Source organism: Corynebacterium gottingense (assembly GCF_007559235.1).
Lineage (GTDB): Bacteria > Actinomycetota > Actinomycetes > Mycobacteriales > Mycobacteriaceae > Corynebacterium > Corynebacterium gottingense.
This window is the reverse complement of the sequence record NZ_VMHH01000001.1, coordinates 392,770-409,667: the sequence shown is the minus strand read 5'-3', so window position 1 is coordinate 409,667 and position 16,898 is coordinate 392,770. Positions and strand designations below refer to the sequence as shown.

General features: G+C 66.7%; 18 protein-coding genes. 16 read left to right on the top strand and 2 right to left on the bottom strand.

Features of this window, described 5'->3' with window-relative positions; genetic code table 11:
* Positions 1-43: 43 nt before the first annotated feature.
* Positions 44-2,236: a glycogen debranching protein GlgX gene (gene glgX / locus FPH17_RS01940; protein ID WP_154878468.1), complete on the bottom strand. Its 2,193-nt coding sequence runs from the start codon at positions 2,234-2,236 to the stop codon at positions 44-46.
* A 38-nt stretch (positions 2,237-2,274) separates the two neighbouring features.
* Positions 2,275-2,862 (bottom strand): TetR/AcrR family transcriptional regulator, encoded by a 588-nt coding sequence (locus FPH17_RS01935; protein WP_154878467.1) that lies wholly within the window; start codon positions 2,860-2,862, stop codon positions 2,275-2,277.
* A 226-nt stretch (positions 2,863-3,088) separates the two neighbouring features.
* On the opposite strand from FPH17_RS01935, the gene FPH17_RS01930 reads away from it, so the two are divergent.
* The 16 genes from FPH17_RS01930 to pyk all read left to right on the top strand — a co-directional run bounded on the left by FPH17_RS01930 (position 3,089) and on the right by pyk (position 16,827).
* A complete protein-coding gene (locus FPH17_RS01930; protein WP_154878466.1) occupies positions 3,089-3,865 on the top strand; it encodes a hypothetical protein in 777 nt (258 codons plus the stop codon).
* A gap of 13 nt (positions 3,866-3,878) precedes the next feature.
* Positions 3,879-4,451, top strand: a complete 573-nt coding sequence (locus tag FPH17_RS01925; protein ID WP_154878465.1) for a hypothetical protein — start codon at positions 3,879-3,881, stop codon at positions 4,449-4,451.
* Positions 4,452-4,565: 114 nt separating this feature from the next.
* Complete coding sequence (gene hisD / locus FPH17_RS01920; protein WP_154878464.1) at positions 4,566-5,879, top strand: histidinol dehydrogenase; 1,314 nt, start codon at positions 4,566-4,568, stop codon at positions 5,877-5,879.
* 2 nt (positions 5,880-5,881) lie between these two features.
* Positions 5,882-7,000, top strand: coding sequence for a histidinol-phosphate transaminase (locus FPH17_RS01915; protein WP_154878463.1), 1,119 nt, complete (start codon positions 5,882-5,884; stop codon positions 6,998-7,000).
* Positions 6,993-7,616: an imidazoleglycerol-phosphate dehydratase HisB gene (gene hisB / locus FPH17_RS01910; RefSeq protein WP_154878462.1), complete on the top strand. Its 624-nt coding sequence runs from the start codon at positions 6,993-6,995 to the stop codon at positions 7,614-7,616. Before FPH17_RS01915 ends, hisB begins: the two co-directional genes overlap by 8 nt.
* Positions 7,617-7,793: a CG2302 family histidine operon protein gene (locus FPH17_RS11840; RefSeq protein WP_158221631.1), complete on the top strand. Its 177-nt coding sequence runs from the start codon at positions 7,617-7,619 to the stop codon at positions 7,791-7,793.
* A gap of 1 nt (position 7,794) precedes the next feature.
* Positions 7,795-9,096, top strand: coding sequence for an MFS transporter (locus FPH17_RS01905; protein ID WP_244288041.1), 1,302 nt, complete (start codon positions 7,795-7,797; stop codon positions 9,094-9,096).
* Positions 9,097-9,107: 11 nt separating this feature from the next.
* Positions 9,108-9,791 carry an imidazole glycerol phosphate synthase subunit HisH gene (gene hisH / locus FPH17_RS01900; protein WP_154878461.1) on the top strand — a complete coding sequence of 228 codons (684 nt, stop codon included), beginning with the start codon at positions 9,108-9,110 and terminating at the stop codon, positions 9,789-9,791.
* Between the two features lie 29 nt (positions 9,792-9,820).
* A complete protein-coding gene (gene priA, locus FPH17_RS01895) occupies positions 9,821-10,576 on the top strand; it encodes a bifunctional 1-(5-phosphoribosyl)-5-((5-phosphoribosylamino)methylideneamino)imidazole-4-carboxamide isomerase/phosphoribosylanthranilate isomerase PriA (RefSeq protein ID WP_154878460.1) in 756 nt (251 codons plus the stop codon).
* Between the two features lie 30 nt (positions 10,577-10,606).
* Complete coding sequence (locus FPH17_RS01890; protein ID WP_331252968.1) at positions 10,607-11,440, top strand: inositol monophosphatase family protein; 834 nt, start codon at positions 10,607-10,609, stop codon at positions 11,438-11,440.
* A 38-nt stretch (positions 11,441-11,478) separates the two neighbouring features.
* Positions 11,479-12,252, top strand: a complete 774-nt coding sequence (hisF, locus tag FPH17_RS01885) for an imidazole glycerol phosphate synthase subunit HisF (RefSeq protein ID WP_154878459.1) — start codon at positions 11,479-11,481, stop codon at positions 12,250-12,252.
* On the top strand, positions 12,253-12,621 hold the full coding sequence (gene hisI, locus FPH17_RS01880; RefSeq protein WP_154878458.1) for a phosphoribosyl-AMP cyclohydrolase: 369 nt from the start codon (positions 12,253-12,255) through the stop codon (positions 12,619-12,621).
* A gap of 26 nt (positions 12,622-12,647) precedes the next feature.
* Entirely contained in the window at positions 12,648-13,379 is a 732-nt protein-coding gene (locus FPH17_RS01875) for a TIGR02234 family membrane protein (protein ID WP_154878457.1), read from the top strand.
* 73 nt (positions 13,380-13,452) lie between these two features.
* Complete coding sequence (locus FPH17_RS01870) at positions 13,453-14,289, top strand: indole-3-glycerol phosphate synthase TrpC (protein ID WP_095536792.1); 837 nt, start codon at positions 13,453-13,455, stop codon at positions 14,287-14,289.
* Between the two features lie 59 nt (positions 14,290-14,348).
* Positions 14,349-15,350 carry a prolipoprotein diacylglyceryl transferase gene (gene lgt / locus FPH17_RS01865; RefSeq protein WP_154878456.1) on the top strand — a complete coding sequence of 334 codons (1,002 nt, stop codon included), beginning with the start codon at positions 14,349-14,351 and terminating at the stop codon, positions 15,348-15,350.
* A gap of 52 nt (positions 15,351-15,402) precedes the next feature.
* Entirely contained in the window at positions 15,403-16,827 is a 1,425-nt protein-coding gene (gene pyk / locus FPH17_RS01860) for a pyruvate kinase (RefSeq protein ID WP_095534968.1), read from the top strand.
* The last annotated feature ends 71 nt before the right edge of the window (positions 16,828-16,898 follow it).

The following is a 16,898-nucleotide window of genomic DNA, read 5'->3' as shown; positions in this document are numbered from 1 at the left end:
ACTAGTCTACCGGGGCGGTGGGGCGTCGATAAGCACCTGCCCCTTAGTCCTCCGGCATCACCGGCGGCTCGATCTGCTTGAGCACCATGGTGGAGCGGGCGGGCACGGTCAGGGTGCCCTCCGCGTCGGCGGGATCGAAGCCCACGGGGTAGCCCAGGGGCTCGGTCGTGTCGATGAGCACCTCCCACTTCGCGCCGAACTTCTGCGGCGGGATGCGGAACTCGATGTCCTCGTAGTGGGCGTTGAACATGAGCACGAAGGAGTCGTCTGTGATGCGGCGGCCGCGCGAGTCGGGCTCGGAGATCGCGTCGCCGTTGAGGTAGACCATGAGCGCCTTGCCAAAGGCGAAGTCCCAGTCCTCTTGCTCCATTTGCTGCCCGTCCGGGACGAGCCAGGCGATCTCGCGGTCCAGCACGTCCTCGCCCAGCGCGCCTCCGGAGAGGAAGCGACGGCGGCGGAACACGGGGTGGGCCTTACGGATGGCAATGAGGCGTTTGGTGAAGTCGTGAAGCTCGTTCGCCTCGTCCAGGCGGTCCCAGTTCATCCAGGCGATCTCGTTGTCCTGGCAGTAGACGTTGTTGTTGCCGCCCTGGGTGCGCGCGAACTCGTCACCGTGCGCGATCATGGGCGTGCCCTGGGACAACAGGAGCGTGGTGAGGAAGTTGCGGCGCTGCTGGGCGCGGAGCTGGCGCACCTCCGGATCGTCCGTCGGGCCCTCCACGCCACAGTTCCAGGAGCGGTTGTGGCTCTCGCCGTCGCGGTTGTCCTCGCCGTTGGCTTCGTTGTGCTTCTCGTTGTAGCTCACCAGGTCATTGAGCGTGAAGCCGTCGTGCGCGGTGATGAAGTTGATCGACGCGGTCGGGCGGCGATCGTTGTGTTGGTACAGGTCCGAGGAGCCGGTGAGGCGGGACGCGAACTCGCCCAGGGTGGAGGCCTCGCCGCGCCAGAAGTCGCGCATGGTGTCGCGGTACTTGCCGTTCCACTCGCTCCACAGCGACGGGAAGTTGCCCACCTGGTAGCCGCCCTCGCCGACGTCCCACGGCTCCGCGATGAGCTTGACCTGGCTGACAACCGGGTCCTGCTGCACGAGGTCGAAGAAGGTGGCCAGGCGGTCCACATCGGAGAACTCGCGGGCGAGGGTGGAGGCGAGGTCGAAGCGGAAACCGTCGACGTGCATCTCAGTGACCCAGTAGCGGAGGCTGTCCATAATCAGCTGCAGAGAGTGCGGGTCGCGCACGTTAAAGGAGTTGCCCGTCCCCGTGTAGTCCATGTAGTGGTACTTGTCATCGTCCACCAGGCGGTAGTACGCCTCATTATCAATGCCGCGGAACGCAATCGTCGGGCCCATGTGGTTGCCCTCCGCGGTGTGGTTGTACACCACGTCCAGGATGATCTCCATGCCCGCCTCGTGGTAGGCGCGCACCAGGTGCTTGAACTCGGCCACGGCGTCGCCGGGGTTGGAGGTGGAGGCGTAGTCGTGCTCCGGGGCAAAGAAGCCGAAGGTGTTGTAACCCCAGTAGTTGCGAAGCCCCATTTCCTTCAGGCGGTCGTCCTGGAAGAACTGGTGGATCGGCAGCAGCTCGACGGAGGTGACACCGAGGTCCTTGAGGTATTCCACCATTGCGGGGTGTGCCATACCGGCGTAGGTGCCGCGCAGATTTTCCGGGATGTCCGGGTGTGACTGCGTCATGCCCTTGACGTGGCACTCATAGATCACCGTTTCCTCGTCGGGGATGCGCGGGCTGCGGTCGTCGCCCCAGTCAAAAAACGGGTTGATCACCACCGAAAGCATGGTGTGACCCAGGGAGTCTTCCTCGTTGCGGCCGGTGCCGGGTTCCTCGGCGTCCGGGTCGTAGGAAAACAGCGCGGAGTGGGTGTCAAAGGAGCCGTCGAATGCGCGCGCGTAGGGGTCGATGAGCAGCTTGCTCGGGTCGCAGCGCTTGCCGTCAGCCGGGTCCCACGGCCCGTGGACGCGGTAGCCGTAGCGCTGGCCGGGGGCGATGCCGGGGAGGTAGCCGTGCCAGATGTGGTTGTCCATCTCTTCGAGTGGGACGCGCGTTTCGGCTCCGTCGTCGTCAATCAGGCACAGCTCGACGGCATCGGCGACGCCCGAGAACAGTGCGAAGTTCGTGCCGGCTCCGTCGTAGGTGGAGCCAAGCGGGTATGCGGATCCTGGCCACACGATCGGTGCCTCGGAGGTGGTGGGTGCATCAGAAGGTGCAGTAGGTTCAGTCATGTCGCCCGATCCTAGCCAAATTTGCGCGCCCGGTCCGGCTACGCGCCCGCCTCGCCCGCCGTGCCTCCCGCGCGCAACCCCGCCATGAGGAGCGCGACGCCTTCCTCGTGCTCGCGCGTCGCTTCCTCGGCGTTGACCACCGGCGGCTCCCCGGTGGCTTCGGCCAGCTGCGCGCCTGATTGATACACCGTCGCCGCGCCAAGCGTCATGGTGATCAGGCCCGCCGCCGCCGAGCGAAGGACACTTGCCGGAGCGCCCTCGTTCGCGACTCCCCGCACTGCCTCCTCAAAGACGGTGGAAAGCTCCCCGCGGATGCGCGCCCCCGGCTGGCTCATTGCCGCGAGCACGACCTCGGCGCCATCGCGGATGCCCAGGACAGTCTCCCGGAGGGCGCGCGCGAGCTGTTCCGGCGCGGTCGCCTCCCCCGCGGCGCCGGCTGCAACTGGGCGCACAATCTCCGCTGCAAGGCAGGAGATGAATTCCTGCTTGTTCTCGATGTGCCAATACAATGCCCCCGGGGCAACGCCGAGTGAGGTGGCCACGCGGCGCATTGAGACGTCCGCGAGCCCGTACTCTGCCAAAATGCGCAGCGCGGATGCGGTAATGGTGTCCCGGGTCAACTGCATAATGCTCCATCGTAACTGTGGCGCCGCCTGGGCACGGAAGGTTCGTTGCCCCGATTGCTCACAGGAAGCGCCCAGAATGTTGTCACCTCAACTCGACGACTGCCCCAGCTGGGTGTTGTTAGGATGGTCGAGACAACTTACAAGTATCTCGAGCGTGCGTTCGCGCGTCCAAGAGTGATACGACCCCGGACGGTCCGACTGTCTGGGAGATGAAGAGAGGTAATTCGTGAGGTTTTCCACCAAGACGACGAAAGCTGCTGTAGCAGGCGTCACGGCAATCGCCCTGACCTTGACACTGTCTGCGTGTGGCTCAGGGGAGGAAACCAACGGCGGCGGTCTGTCCACAGCAGCAGAGGCCGCCGGGGACAGCGGGGCCGACAACACCGAGTCTGTCGACGGCGCCGCGAAGGAATCGGAAAAGAAGTCCGGGGACGACAAGGACCAGAAGGACGGCCAGGAGGCTCAGGACTCCAAGGGTGGGGACGCCGCGAAGAAGACCTCGGAGAAGGATGCCAAGCACTCCGGCGAGAAGGATTCCGGCTCCGACAACCAGGGCGAGAACGGTGATGTGCCCACCATTGCTAACCCGTTTGCGGACGGTGAGTACGAGCAGGTCACCCACGAGCCGATCGCCGGTGGCCAGGATGCGTCGCAGGGCGACATCGATGAGATGACCAAGGTCGTCGAGGCCGTCTCCAACCCGGAGTCGCTCGCCACCTGGACCCGCACCATCCTGGATAACTCCTGCAAGGCCGTGCGCGACCCGGCGATGGAGGAGCTTGAGCGCCAGGGCATGACCCTGGACTCCGTCGAGGAAGCGGCGCGAATGCAGGAAGATGCCGGCATGACCATGGACCTGCCGAAGTCCGAGATCTCCCTGGCGGACGTTCGTGTTGACGGCGACCGCGCCTCCGCGTCCGTGACGGCCAAGAATGATTCCGGCGAGGATACCCAGACCCAGCTCTTCGAGCGCGAGGATGGCCGCTGGAAGCTCTGCAACTAGTCAGCGCCCCTCATTGAGTACTGCATTAGAAACACCCCAGCCCGCGTCGCGGCCCCGCATCCCGAGGTTCCCAGCCCGGATCGGGGCGGACGCGGGCCTTGTAGTGTGCGCGCTGCTGCTTGGTATTGGCGGCGGCCTCGTGTGGGGCTGGCTGCGCCCGGCGTACGTGGGCACGGCGGATGACGGGAGGCTCGCCATCGACCAGGTGGCCAGCCCGGCGAACGTGGAGTTCGCCGCGACCGGCTGGTTCAGCCTGATCACTCTGGCCATCGGCGTCGTCCTGGCCGTCGTCGCGTTGCGCCAGTTCGCTTCTCGACGCACCCGTGGAGGCCTCGGCTCGCTGTGTTGGCTCATCGCCTGCGCGGTCTCCGCGGTCCTGACGGTGGCCGTTACCGGCGACGTGCTCGCCGCCGCGCTGCACCCGCTGGACCACGCGAACCTGGCCGACGGCCAGCAGATCGAGATGGTGCCTCCCGCCAAACTCGGCGCTGCATGGTTGGTCGGCCCATTTTTCTCCTCCCTGATCTACTGGACCTCCAACGCGTTGTCCCTCGTCGTGGAGCGGGACGAGCTGCCAACTGACTGACGAACTTGCCGCGCGCAGCGGTCCCGACCCCTACACTGGAAACGTCCTGGGGCGCAGCCACGCAAAGGCCGCGCCCCGTACCTCAAAGCAACGCGAGCGATGTTGGGAGTTTCCATGCTGCACGTCACTGACCTCCGGGACACCACGCCGACGACATCCGAGCTGCGTCGCGCCCTACCGCGCGGCGGGACCGACGTGAACGCGGTCCTGCCCACCGTGGCGCCGATGGTGGAGGCCGTACGCACCGGAGGAGCTGCGAAAGCCCTGGAGTACGGCGAACAGTTTGACCGGATCCGCCCCGCGTCGGTGCGCGTGCCCGCCGAGGTCATCGAGCAGGCCGTCGCCGACCTTGACCCCGCGGTGCGTGACGCGCTTGAGCTGGCCATCCAGCGCATCCGCCGCGTCCACGCGGAGCAGAAGCCAGCGGCGCACACGACGCGGCTGGCGGCGTCGGCGCACATCACCGAGAAGTTCGTCCCCATCAACCGCGTGGGCCTCTACGTCCCCGGTGGCAAGGCGGTCTACCCGTCGAGCGTGCTCATGAACGTCATCCCGGCGCAGGAGGCGGGTGCCACCTCCATGGTGGTGTGCACACCACCCCAGGAGGAGTTCGGCGGCTGGCCGCACCCGACCACGCTCGCCGCCTGCTCCTTGCTCGGCATCACCGAGGTCTGGGCGGTCGGTGGCGCACAGGCCGTGGCGCTCATGGCGTACGGCGACGACGCAGCCGAGCTCGAGCCGGTGGACATGGTCACCGGGCCCGGCAACATTTTCGTCGCTGCCGCCAAACGCCTGGTCAACGGCGTGGTAGGTATCGACGCGGAGGCGGGACCCAGCGAGATCGCGGTGATCGCGGACGAGCACGCCAACGCCGAGTACGTCGCGCTGGACCTCATTTCCCAGGCGGAGCACGACGAGCAGGCGGCCAGTGTCCTCATCACTGACTCGGAAGCGTTCGCGCGCCGCGTCGACGAGCTGGTGGAGCAGCACTCCACGTCCACGCTCAATGCCGAGCGTGCCCGCAGCGCGCTGGGCGGGGCGCAATCCGGCATCGTGCTGGTGGGCGACATGGACGCCGCGGTCGCCGTGGCCGACGCCTACGCCCCGGAGCACCTCGAGGTCCACACCGCGAACGCCCGGGAACTCGCGGAGCGCGTGACCAACGCCGGCGCGATTTTCGTCGGCCCGTACTCGCCGGTGCCGCTTGGCGACTACGCCGCCGGATCCAACCACGTCCTGCCCACGTCCGGCACCGCGCGCTTCTCCGCAGGACTGTCCACCCACACCTTTCTCAAGCCGGTCAACCTCATCGAGTACGACCAGGCCGCGCTGGCGGAGATCGGCCAGGCGATCATCACCCTGGCCGCCGAGGAGCAGCTGCCCGCCCACGGCGAATCCATCCGCGCACGACTCGAAGGAGGCCGCTAACCATGCAGTTTCAGGACGGCACACTCGCCGCGTCCACCGAGCTCGCCGGGCTGCCGCTGCGCGATGAACTGCGCGGCAAGTCCGCGTACGGCGCGCCGCAGCTCAAGGTCCCGGTCGCGCTGAATACCAATGAGAACCCGTACCCGCCATCGCAGGAGCTTATCGACGCCCTCGTGCAGGAAGTTGCCGCCGTCGCCGGCAACCTCAACCGCTACCCGGACCGCGACGCGCTCGCGCTTCGTAGCGACCTCGCCGCCTACATCAGCGGCCAAACCGGCGTCCGCGTCACCCGCGACAACGTCTGGGCGGCCAACGGCTCGAACGAAATCCTCCAGCAGCTGCTGCAGGCCTTCGCCGGCCCCGGCCGCAGTGCGATGGGGTTTATCCCCAGCTACTCCATGCACCCGATTCTGTCTGCGGGCACGCAAACGGAGTTCATCGCGGTCCCGCGCGGTGAGGACTTCCGGATTGATCTTGAGGCGGCGCTGGTGGGCGTCGATAAGCATGCGCCCGACGTCATCTTTATCACCACGCCGAACAACCCGACTGGCGACGTAACGACCCTGGACGACATCGAGCGGCTCATCCAAGCCGCGCCGGGCATCGTGATCGTGGACGAGGCGTACGCCGAATTCTCGCCGAGCGCTTCGGCGGTGACGCTGCTGGAGCGGTACCCGGAGAAGCTCGTGGTGTCGCGGACCATGTCCAAGGCCTTCGATTTTGCGGGCGGGCGGCTCGGCTACTTCGTGGCGGCGCCGGCGTTTATCCAGGCAGTGATGCTCGTGCGGCTGCCGTACCACCTCTCGGTGCTTGCGCAGGCAGCCGCGCGCGTGGCGCTTCGGTTCGCGGGGCAGACCCTGGAAACCGTGGAGAAGCTCGCGCAGGAGCGTGACCGAGTCCAGGCGGCGCTGGAGGAGATGGGCTACGATGTCGTGCCGAGCGAGTCGAACTTCGTTTTCTTCGGGCCGTTTGCCAACGCGCCCGCCGCGTGGCAGGAGTTCCTCGATCGCGGCGTGCTGATTCGCGACGTCGGGGTGGCCGGCCACCTCCGCGCGACCATCGGTCTGCCGCACGAAAATGACGCATTTCTCACCGCAGCGAAGGAGGTTTTCCATGGCTGAGTCTCCGGCGACAGCCGCGCAGCGCATCGGCACCGCGACCCGCACGACCAGCGAGTCCGACATTACGGTGCAGATCAACCTTGACGGCACGGGCCAAGTCGAGGTTGACACCGGCCTGCCGTTTTTTGACCACATGCTCACCGCGTTTGGCACCCACGGCGCGTTTGACCTCTCCGTGCGTGCCCAGGGCGATACGCACATCGACGCCCACCACACCGTCGAGGACACCGCCATCACGCTGGGCTGGGCGCTTATCGACGCCATCGGTGACAAGCGCGGCATCCGCCGGTTCGGATCGATGCTGCTGCCCATGGACGAGACCTTGGTGGAAGGTGTCGTCGACCTGTCCGGGCGGCCCTACTTTGTCATGCACGGCGAGCCCGAGCACATGGACTGGCAGGTCATCGGCGGGCACTACGCCACCGTGATCAACCGCCACTTCTTCGAGACGCTGGCGTACAACGCGCGCCTCACGCTCCACCTCAACGTGCGCTACGGGCGCGACCCGCACCACATCACGGAGGCGGAGTACAAGGCGGTGGCCCGCAGCCTGCGCCAGGCGGTGGAGCGCGACCCCCGTATCTCGGGGGTGCCGTCGACGAAGGGGGCGCTGTAGGTGTTTAACGTCGCTGCCGGAATGTGGGTTGTCGTCCTCTTCCTGCTTGCCGGGCTGCTCGCTGGGGGAGTGTGGTCGGCGTATCAACACGGCTCAAAGGCCGTCACAATCGTATTAGCTCTACTCGCTGCGCTGGCATTCGTGTTCGCGCTGTTCAACATGGCAAAGGTGGTGTGAGGTGTCCTTCTTTTCCCGTCGTCCTGTGACTACGGAAGAGATCAATTCCCTAACAAGCGTGTGGCAGGCACGCGGTCTCAAAGCGGTCTTCGTGGCCATGGCGTGCGCGTTCGGCGCGTGGGCCCTGCTCCTGCCCGTCGTTCCCACTGCCGTCCTTGACGCTGGCGGGGGCGAGACACTCGCCGGCACCACGACCGGTGTGTTCATGCTCTTTACCGTCACCACACAGGTGTTTACTCCGCGGCTGCTGCGAAAGTTCGGCTACACCACCGTGATGTCGGTCTCCGCGTTCCTCCTGGGCTTCCCCGCGGTGGGGTACCTCCTCGGGATGGAGGCGCCCGAGGTGCTCACCATTTCCGCGATCCGCGGCGTGGGCTTCGGCGCGCTGACGGTAGCTGAGGCGGCGATCGTCGCGGAGCTGGTACCCATCCGCCTGCTGGGCCGCGCGACCGGCGTGGTGGGCATCATGATTGGCCTGGCACAGATGATCGCGCTGCCCACTGGCATGGCCCTGGTCCAGCGCATCGGGTACGACGCTGTCTACTTGATTGCAGGCGGTGTCGGCCTGCTCGCGCTCGTGGCCTGCCAAGGCATCCCGCCCATCCCGCCGCCGGAGAAGGAAACGTCGGAGACGGACCACATTTACGTGCCGATCTGGCGGTTGGTGCTCGTCCCTGCGCTCGCGCTCATGTTCGTCACCACCGCATACGGTGCGATTACGAACTTCCTGCCGGCGTCGATGCGCGAGCTCGACCCTGTCGCCGGCGCAACCCTGGGCGGGCTCATGCTCGGGTTCATGAACTTTGCCTCCATGCTCTCGCGCTACTACGCGGGCCGCGTCATGGACCGCGTGGGGTATCCGGGTACCGTGATGATTCGTTTTCAGATCACCGCCGCCCTCGGCGTCTTCCTCATCGCCGTGATCCTGGTGTTCCAGCTGTCTGTGTGGTGGATGGTGCTCGCGGCGCTGCTGTACGGACTCGGCTTCGGCGCCGTACAGAACGAGGCGCTGACCATGATGTTCTACCGGCTGCCCCGGTCCAAGACCTCAGAAGCCGCGGCGATTTGGAACGTCGCCTACGACGGCGGCACCGGGCTCGGCTCAACCTTCTACGGCATGCTGCTGACCACGATGGCGTTTTCGCCCATGTTCGGTATTTCCGCGGCGGTCATCATGATCGGCCTGGTGGTGACGTTGCTGGACCGCCAGCTGGGCCGCAACCGCGTGGTTGAGGTGAACAACCTCGCCGCCCGGCTCCAGTCGGTGCAGGCACCGCGCCGCTACCGACGCCGCGACCGGTAAGATGAGCCACCATGAACCCCACTCCTGAGCGCCCGGACCACGCGACGACGCCGAGCAGTGCCCCCAGCGTCGCCCTGCTCGATTACGGGGCGGGCAATATCCGCTCCGCGCAGCGCGCCCTCGAGCACGTCGGCGCGCAGGTGACCGTCACACAGGACCCGCACGTTGCGGTGGAGGCTGATGGCCTGCTCGTTCCTGGGGTGGGCGCGTTCGACGCGTGCATGCGCGGCATTAACCGGCTCAACGGCGGCCGCGTCATTGGCCAGCGGCTTGCCGGTTCGCGCCCGGTGTTGGGCATTTGCGTCGGCCTGCAGGTGCTGTTTGACCGTGGCGTGGAGCACGGCGTGGATACCAAGGGGCTCGGCGAGTGGCCCGGGGTGGTGGAGAAGCTCGAGGCGCCGGTACTGCCGCACATGGGCTGGAACACCGTCGACATCGCGGACAACAGTGAGATGTTCGCCGGCCTGGACCCGCAGAAGCGCTTTTACTTCGTGCACTCCTACGGGGTGCGCGACTTCGCGCTGTCCGCCGACGACTACATCGCGTACCCCAAGGTCACCTGGGCGACGCACGGCGACTGCCGATTCGTCGCTGCGGTGGAGAACGGCCCGCTGTGGGCCACGCAGTTCCACCCGGAGAAGTCTGGAGACGCGGGCCTGGCGCTGCTGGAGAACTGGGTGAACACGCTGCGCTAAATGCGCTGCGGCGCTGCTACCATGTGTGCATGGATTTCACACTGCTGCCCGCCGTAGACGTTGTTGATGGCCAGGCCGTCCGCCTCGAGCAGGGCGAGGCCGGGACGGAGAAGAGCTACGGCGACCCGTTGGAGGCTGCCCTTCGCTGGCAGGAGCAGGGTGCGCAGTGGCTCCACTTCGTTGACCTGGACGCTGCCTTTGGGCGGGGGTCGAATCACGAGATGATGGCGGACATCGTCGGCAAGCTTGATGTGCAGGTGGAGCTGACCGGGGGGATTCGGGACGACGCTTCGCTTGAGCGCGCCCTGGCCACCGGTGCTCGTCGCGTGAACATCGGTACTGCAGCGCTGGAGAACCCGCAGTGGGCGGCCGATGTCATCGCGCGTTTTGGTGACAAGATCGCGGTGGATCTGGCGGTGCGCGAGGAAGCCGGCGAGTGGCGCACGAAGGGCAACGGCTGGACCTCGGACGGGGGCGATCTCTGGGAGGTCCTGGAGTACTTCGATGCGGCGGGGTGCGCGCGAGTTGTGCTTACCGACGTCAGCAAGGACGGCACCTTGACCGGCCCGAACATCGAACTGCTGCGGGAGGTCTCGGCGGCGAGCGACGCTGCGGTGACCGCCTCCGGGGGTATCGCCGCACTCGACCACGTGCGGGAGCTGGCCAGCTATGCGGAGGAAGGCATCGACTCGGCCATCATTGGCAAGGCGCTCTACGAGCAGAAGTTCACGCTGACCGAAGCGCTCGACGCGGTGGCACACGCCACGCCCGCGTCCCAGGACTAACTGCGAGACGAAGGAGAAGGGGCACCGCACGTGAGCGAGTTGCACCAGCCCAATTCCAACACCGATGTGGCGGGGACAGGCGTCGACATTCCCGGGTGCATGGACGCCGCGCGCGACGTGGTAGCGCAAGCTCGCGAGCTCTTCACCGCGCACCTCGGGGCGGCGCCGGCGTTGGATAAGGGGAAGGGGGACTTCGCCACCGAAGCGGACCTAGCCATCGAGGCGCTCCTGCGGCGCCGCCTCGAGTCCGAAACCGGCGTGCCCGTCTTCGGGGAGGAGCAGGGCGGGGAGCTCAACGAGCACGCGTGCTGGGTCGTGGACCCCATCGACGGCACGTCGAACTACTCGTCCGGCAACCCCAACTGCGCGATTCTGGTCTCGCTAGTGGTCGGCGGCGAGCCGGTCCTCGCGCTGACAGACATCCCGCTGATGGACATGCAGCTGAGCGCCGTCGCGGGCGGCCCGGTCATGCTCAACGGGGAGGCATTGCCACCGGTGAACAGCCGGACGGCGTCCGCGTGGCAGGTTGGCGTAGGCTCCGTCGGCTCGGACGACCGGCAGCGGTTCCCCGCCCGGATGCGCCTGGGACTTGTCGGGGCGCTCGCGGAGACGGAGCTGCGCCCCCGCATTTCCGGCTCCGTCGGGGTGGACCTGGCGTTCGTGGCGCAGGGCATCTACCAGGCGGCCGTGAGCTTCTCGCCGCACATCTGGGACAACGCGGCGGGCGTGTGCCTGGCGCGCTGCGCCGGGGCGCGCGTGACCGACGCCGTGGGCAAGCCCTGGCACATGCGCTCCGTCGGTGCCCTGCTCGGCACCCCGGAGGCGCACGCACGGACCCTGAGTACGATGAAGTCCATTGTGTAGATAGCTTTGTAGCCCTGCCCGAAAGGACGTGCCCGCTCATGCCCGTTGCAATTCGTGTGATCCCGTGTCTCGACGTGGACGAGGGCCGGGTGGTCAAGGGGGTCAACTTTGCCAACCTCCGTGACGCCGGCGACCCGGTCGAACTGGCCAAGAAGTACGGGGAGGCAGGCGCCGACGAGCTGACGTTCCTCGACGTCTCCGCGTCGAAGGAGGGCCGCGGCACCATGTTGGATGTCGTGCGCCGCACCGCGGAGCAGGTGTTCATTCCCCTCACCGTCGGCGGGGGAGTGCGCTCTGCTGACGACGTCCGCGAGCTCCTCCGCGCGGGAGCGGACAAGGTGAGCGTGAACACCGCAGCCATCGCGAACCCGTCGCTGCTGCGTGAACTCAGCGAGGAGTTCGGTGCCCAGTGCATCGTGCTGTCCGTCGATGCGCGACGCGTCCCCGACGGCGGCGCGGAACAGCCGTCCGGGTTCGAGGTCACCACCCACGGCGGCACGCGCTCGGCGGGTATCGACGCGGTGGAGTGGGCCCGCACCGGTCAAGACCTGGGCGTGGGTGAAATCCTCTTAAACTCCATGGACGGTGACGGCACGAAGGAGGGGTTTGACCTGGATCTGCTGCGCGCGGTGCGAGAGTCCGTGACGATCCCGGTGGTCGCCTCCGGCGGCGCCGGTAAAGCGGAGCACTTCCCGCCCGCGGTCGATGCAGGCGCCGACGCGGTGCTTGCCGCATCGATCTTCCACTTTGGCGAGGTCTCCATCGCCGCGGTGAAGGACGCGCTGCGGGAAGCCGGCAAGGAGGTCCGGTAAGTGGACACCCAGCACAGCGATAATCCCGCCGAGTACGCGCTCGACCCGGAGATCGCGCAGCGCCTGAAGCGCAACGATGCGGGGCTCGTTCCGGCAGTGGTGCAGGCGGCGGACACCCGCGAGGTGCTCATGATGGCGTGGATGGATGACCACGCGCTCGCCTACACGCTGGCCACGCGGCGCGGGACCTACTACTCGCGTTCCCGCAAAGACTACTGGATTAAGGGACTGACCAGCGGGAACGTGCAGCGCGTGACGGGGGTGCGTCTGGACTGCGACGGCGACACCCTCCTTGTCACGGTGGAACAGACCGGAGGGGCCTGCCACACGGGCGATCGCACCTGCTTTGACGCGGACCAGCTACTCTGACGCGCACGACTACAAAGGAGCAGAACATGAGCCAACCGACGAAGGGCTGGTCCCGCGCGGGCGCGATCGCGCTCGGAGTGGGCGGCGCCGCGCTGTGGGCCTTCGCACGCATGGAATGGATCCAGGTGGACTACCAGGACGACCTCTCCGGCGGAGGCAGCGTAGCCATCCGCGGGGCGGAGTGGTCCACGGAGACGACGGCGGTTGCGTTGCTGCTCATCGTCGGCATGATCGCAGGCGTTGCCCTGCGGCGCTGGGGTCGGCGCGCGGTGGGCATCGTCGGCGCGCTCGCGGGCGTCGGCGGCGCGATTTCGCCGGCGACGACGCTGTTCGGCACGATCGACCCTGAGCGGGTGCACACGCTGCTCAGCGTGGGGTCCGACACCGCGCAGACCGCGCAACAATCCCAGTCATCGGGGGCTGTGATTGCGGAATGGGCCGACATTACAGCCACGACGGTGGCACCGCTCGGGCCGATCGGTGCGCTGCTCGGCTGCCTCGTTGCGGTGGTCGGCGGCGTGCTGCTGGCGGCCAAGCCGGGACAGGATTCTGCGAAGCTGAACAAGTACGAGCAGGAGACGGTGCGCCGCGAGAAGATCCATGAGGACCTCGAGGCACGTCCGGACTCGGGTCGCGTCCTGTGGGACGCGCTGGACGCAGACATCGATCCGACCGAACAGTTAGGCCAGCCGGAGCGCCCAGTGCGCCCGGAGCGCCCAGTGCGCCCGGAGCACTCAGTGCGCCGAGGGGACCAGTAACCAGGGGAGATTTCGTGCGCAGCGGCCAATCCGTCTATTCTATGGACAAGAGTCAAGTCTCCTGGAGGTAGTCATGTTGGCACCGCACACGGCTGACGCGCCCGACAAGGTCAACACCGTTGTCGCCAGCGTCCTGCGCGACGTTGCCAAGCGCGAATCTGTCGTTTCCTTCCAGGACATTAAGGCCCGCTCCCGCGCCATGGCGCCAACTCGGGACGCCAAAGCCGCGCTGCTGCGCCACGGGTGCGGGGTGGTTGCGGAGATTAAGCGCAACTCTCCGGTGTTCGGACCGACCGCCGCCACCTACCAGTCCATCGAGGAGGTGGCGCACGCCATCGAGCAGGGCGGGGCGCACCTCATCGCGTGTCAGACGGAGCGCCTGCGTTTCGACGGTTCCCTAGCGGACATGGCGGCCGCCAGGGAAGCGGTGGAGCTGCCCATGGTGTGCAGGGACGTGATCGTTGACCCCTACCAGATCCACGAGGCGCGCTGCTACGGCGCGGATGTGCTTCCCCTCCAGGTGGAGATCCTGGAGCAGGCGAGGCTCACCGCGCTGCTGGATCGCGCGGAGTCGCTCGGCATGGTGGTCATGGCGGAGGTGCGCACCCCAGAGGAGGCGGACCGCGCGCTTCAGGCCGGGGCGAGCGTCATCGCGGTGAATTCGTGGTCGTTTGAGACGAACTCGCTCAACCGCGACGCGTTCGCGGAAATCGCGCCGGGTCTGCCCAGCGAGGTGATCAAGATCAGCCTTGGTGGCGTCGCGACCGCGAAGGACTTGATGGCGGCTGCCGCGTGCGGGGCGGACGCGGTGCTGGCCGCCGAGGCGATCATGAACGGGGGAGACATCTTGGCGGCAACCAGGAAGCTTGCGGCAGCTGGGCAGCACCCGGCCTGCCCGTCGCGGAGGTAGCGTCGATAAGCACGAGGCCCTGTTCGAGATTCGGGGCACTCTCAGGCACACTGTGTGTCGTGGAAACCTTTTATTTGGCAAATATTCCGTCGCCGCCGCAAGGAGTGTGGCACCTCGGGCCGGTGCCGATCCGCGCCTACGCCCTGTGCATCATCACCGGTATCCTCGCGGCGATGTGGCTCGGCGTGCGGCGCTACAAGGCGCGCGGCGGCGACCCGGACGTGGTGTGGGACGCGGCCATCGTGGCGATCCCGGCGGGTATCGTCGGCGGCCGTCTCTACCACGTCATCACGGACCATGAGAAATATTTCGGCCCCGGCAAGGACCCTCTGCAGGCGCTCAACGTTACCGCCGGTGGCCTGGGCATATGGGGGGCGGTTGCGCTTGGCACGCTCGCGGTGTGGGCCCTCATGCGGTACCGCAAGGTGCCGTTTGCGCCGCTTGCCGACGCCCTCGCGCCCGGCGTTGTGCTCGCACAGGGCATCGGGCGACTGGGGAACTGGTTCAACCAGGAGCTCTACGGCGCGGAGACGGATGTGCCGTGGGCGCTGGACATCTACTACCGGGTCGACGAGTCCGGGAAGTTCGCGCCACTGACCGGGCATTCGACCGGCGAGGTCTTGACCAGTGTGCACCCGACGTTTCTCTATGAGCTGGTCTGGAACCTGCTCGTCTGCGCGCTGCTGCTGTGGGCGGACCGCCGGTTCCGCCTCGGGCACGGCCGCGTGTTCTGGCTCTACGTGGCGGGGTACACGTTCGGTCGCTTCTTTGTAGAGCTCATGCGAAGCGACGAGGCGACGATGATTTTCGGGCAGAGAGTCAACACCTGGGTTTCTGCAATTGTGTTTTTGATCGCGGTTGTCCTGTTCCTGCGCTTGCCCAAGGGACGTGAAACCGCAGCTCAGGTGCAGTCGAATAGGGGATCTGGCCCGGTCGGCGGGGAAGCGCAGGGAGATACGGCGGAATGTCCGATTGTGTCCGAACGGTCATCGGAAGACGAAAAGGAGTACCGTTGGAAACCGGAAGCAGGGCCCGGCAATCGCCCCGGTCATGAAGGCTGAGGCGGGGTCGTCGCCCTGAAGAGTTCGTCAACATCCAGATAGGTTGGAGATCGTGGATAGAAGAACAAAGATCGTTTGTACGCTGGGTCCGGCTGTGGCTTCCAAGGAGGGCATCCTCGGGCTGGTCAAGGACGGCATGGACGTCGCCCGCCTGAACTTCTCGCACGGTGATTACCCTGATCACCAGAAGAACTACGACTGGGTCCGCGAGGCGACCGACGAGACCGGTCACGCCGTCGGCATCCTGGCCGACCTGCAGGGCCCGAAGATCCGCCTGGGCCGCTTCAAGGACGAAAAGACCTACTGGGAGACCGGCGAGACCGTCCGCATCACGATCGATGATGTGCAGGGTACGCACGACCGCGTCTCTACCACCTACAAGGGCCTGGCCAACGACGCGCAGCCGGGCGACCGCCTGCTTGTGGACGACGGCAAGGTCGGCCTGGTGTGCGTCGAGGTCGACGGCAACGACGTCGTGTGCCGCGTGACAGAGGGTGGCCCGGTGTCCAACAACAAGGGTGTGTCGCTGCCCGGCATGAACATCTCCGTGCCGGCCCTGAGCGAGAAGGACAAGGCCGACCTGCGTTTCGCCTTGAATATGGGCGTGGACATGATCGCGCTGTCCTTCGTCCGCTCTCCGGCGGACGTCGACCTGGTCCACGAGATCATGGACGAGGTCGGCCGCCGCGTCCCGGTGATTGCGAAGCTGGAGAAGCCGGAAGCGGTTGACGCCATTGAGTCGATCATCCTCGCATTCGACGCCGTCATGGTTGCCCGTGGCGACCTCGGCGTGGAGATCCCGCTCGAGGAGGTCCCGGCCGTGCAGAAGCGCGTGGTCCAGATCGCCCGCGAGAACGCGAAGCCGGTCATCGTGGCAACCCAGATGCTGGACTCCATGATTGAGAACTCCCGCCCGACCCGTGCAGAGGCTTCCGACGTTGCAAACGCCGTGCTGGACGGCGCGGATGCGGTCATGCTCTCCGGCGAGACCTCCGTCGGCGTCGACCCACATAACGTGGTCCGCACCATGAGCCGCATCGTCCGCTCCGCAGAGGGCACCGGCGAGGTGCCGAAGCTCCAGCACGTCCCGCGCACCAAGCGCGGCGTGGTGGCGTACTCGGCCAAGGACATTGCTCAGAACCTGCACGCCCGCGCGATTGTCACCTTCACCACCTCCGGCGACACCGCCCGCCGCGTGGCCCGCCTGCGCCCGGACCTGCCCATTCTAGTGTTCACGCCGCACCCGCAGGTGCGCTCGCAGCTCGCCGTGTCCTGGGGCGCGGAGACCTTCCTCTGCCGCGACGTCCACTCCACGGACGAGATGATCGAGGTCGTCGACGAGATCCTGCTGGGCATGGACCGCTACGACGAAGGCGACACCATGGTGGTTGTCGCTGGTACCCCGCCGGGAATCTCCGGCAACACTAACACCATCCACGTCCACCAGCTGGGCGAGGATACCCGCAGCCCGCGCTAAGACTTCCGCGCGAACTGCTGCCACATCGCCCCGGCTGACGCACCTAAACGTGCGTTTAGCCGGGGGCGATG

Bases quoted from the DNA above. Each gene is read 5' to 3' on its own strand.
- glgX (WP_154878468.1), bottom strand. From the start codon at position 2,236: ATGACTGAACCTACTGCACCTTCTGATGCACCCACCACCTCCGAGGCA.
- FPH17_RS01935 (WP_154878467.1), bottom strand. From the start codon at position 2,862: ATGCAGTTGACCCGGGACACCATTACCGCATCCGCGCTGCGCATTTTG.
- hisD (WP_154878464.1), top strand. From the start codon at position 4,566: ATGCTGCACGTCACTGACCTCCGGGACACCACGCCGACGACATCCGAG.
- FPH17_RS01915 (WP_154878463.1), top strand. From the start codon at position 5,882: ATGCAGTTTCAGGACGGCACACTCGCCGCGTCCACCGAGCTCGCCGGG.
- hisB (WP_154878462.1), top strand. From the start codon at position 6,993: ATGGCTGAGTCTCCGGCGACAGCCGCGCAGCGCATCGGCACCGCGACC.
- hisH (WP_154878461.1), top strand. From the start codon at position 9,108: ATGAACCCCACTCCTGAGCGCCCGGACCACGCGACGACGCCGAGCAGT.
- priA (WP_154878460.1), top strand. From the start codon at position 9,821: ATGGATTTCACACTGCTGCCCGCCGTAGACGTTGTTGATGGCCAGGCC.
- hisF (WP_154878459.1), top strand. From the start codon at position 11,479: ATGCCCGTTGCAATTCGTGTGATCCCGTGTCTCGACGTGGACGAGGGC.
- FPH17_RS01875 (WP_154878457.1), top strand. From the start codon at position 12,648: ATGAGCCAACCGACGAAGGGCTGGTCCCGCGCGGGCGCGATCGCGCTC.
- FPH17_RS01870 (WP_095536792.1), top strand. From the start codon at position 13,453: ATGTTGGCACCGCACACGGCTGACGCGCCCGACAAGGTCAACACCGTT.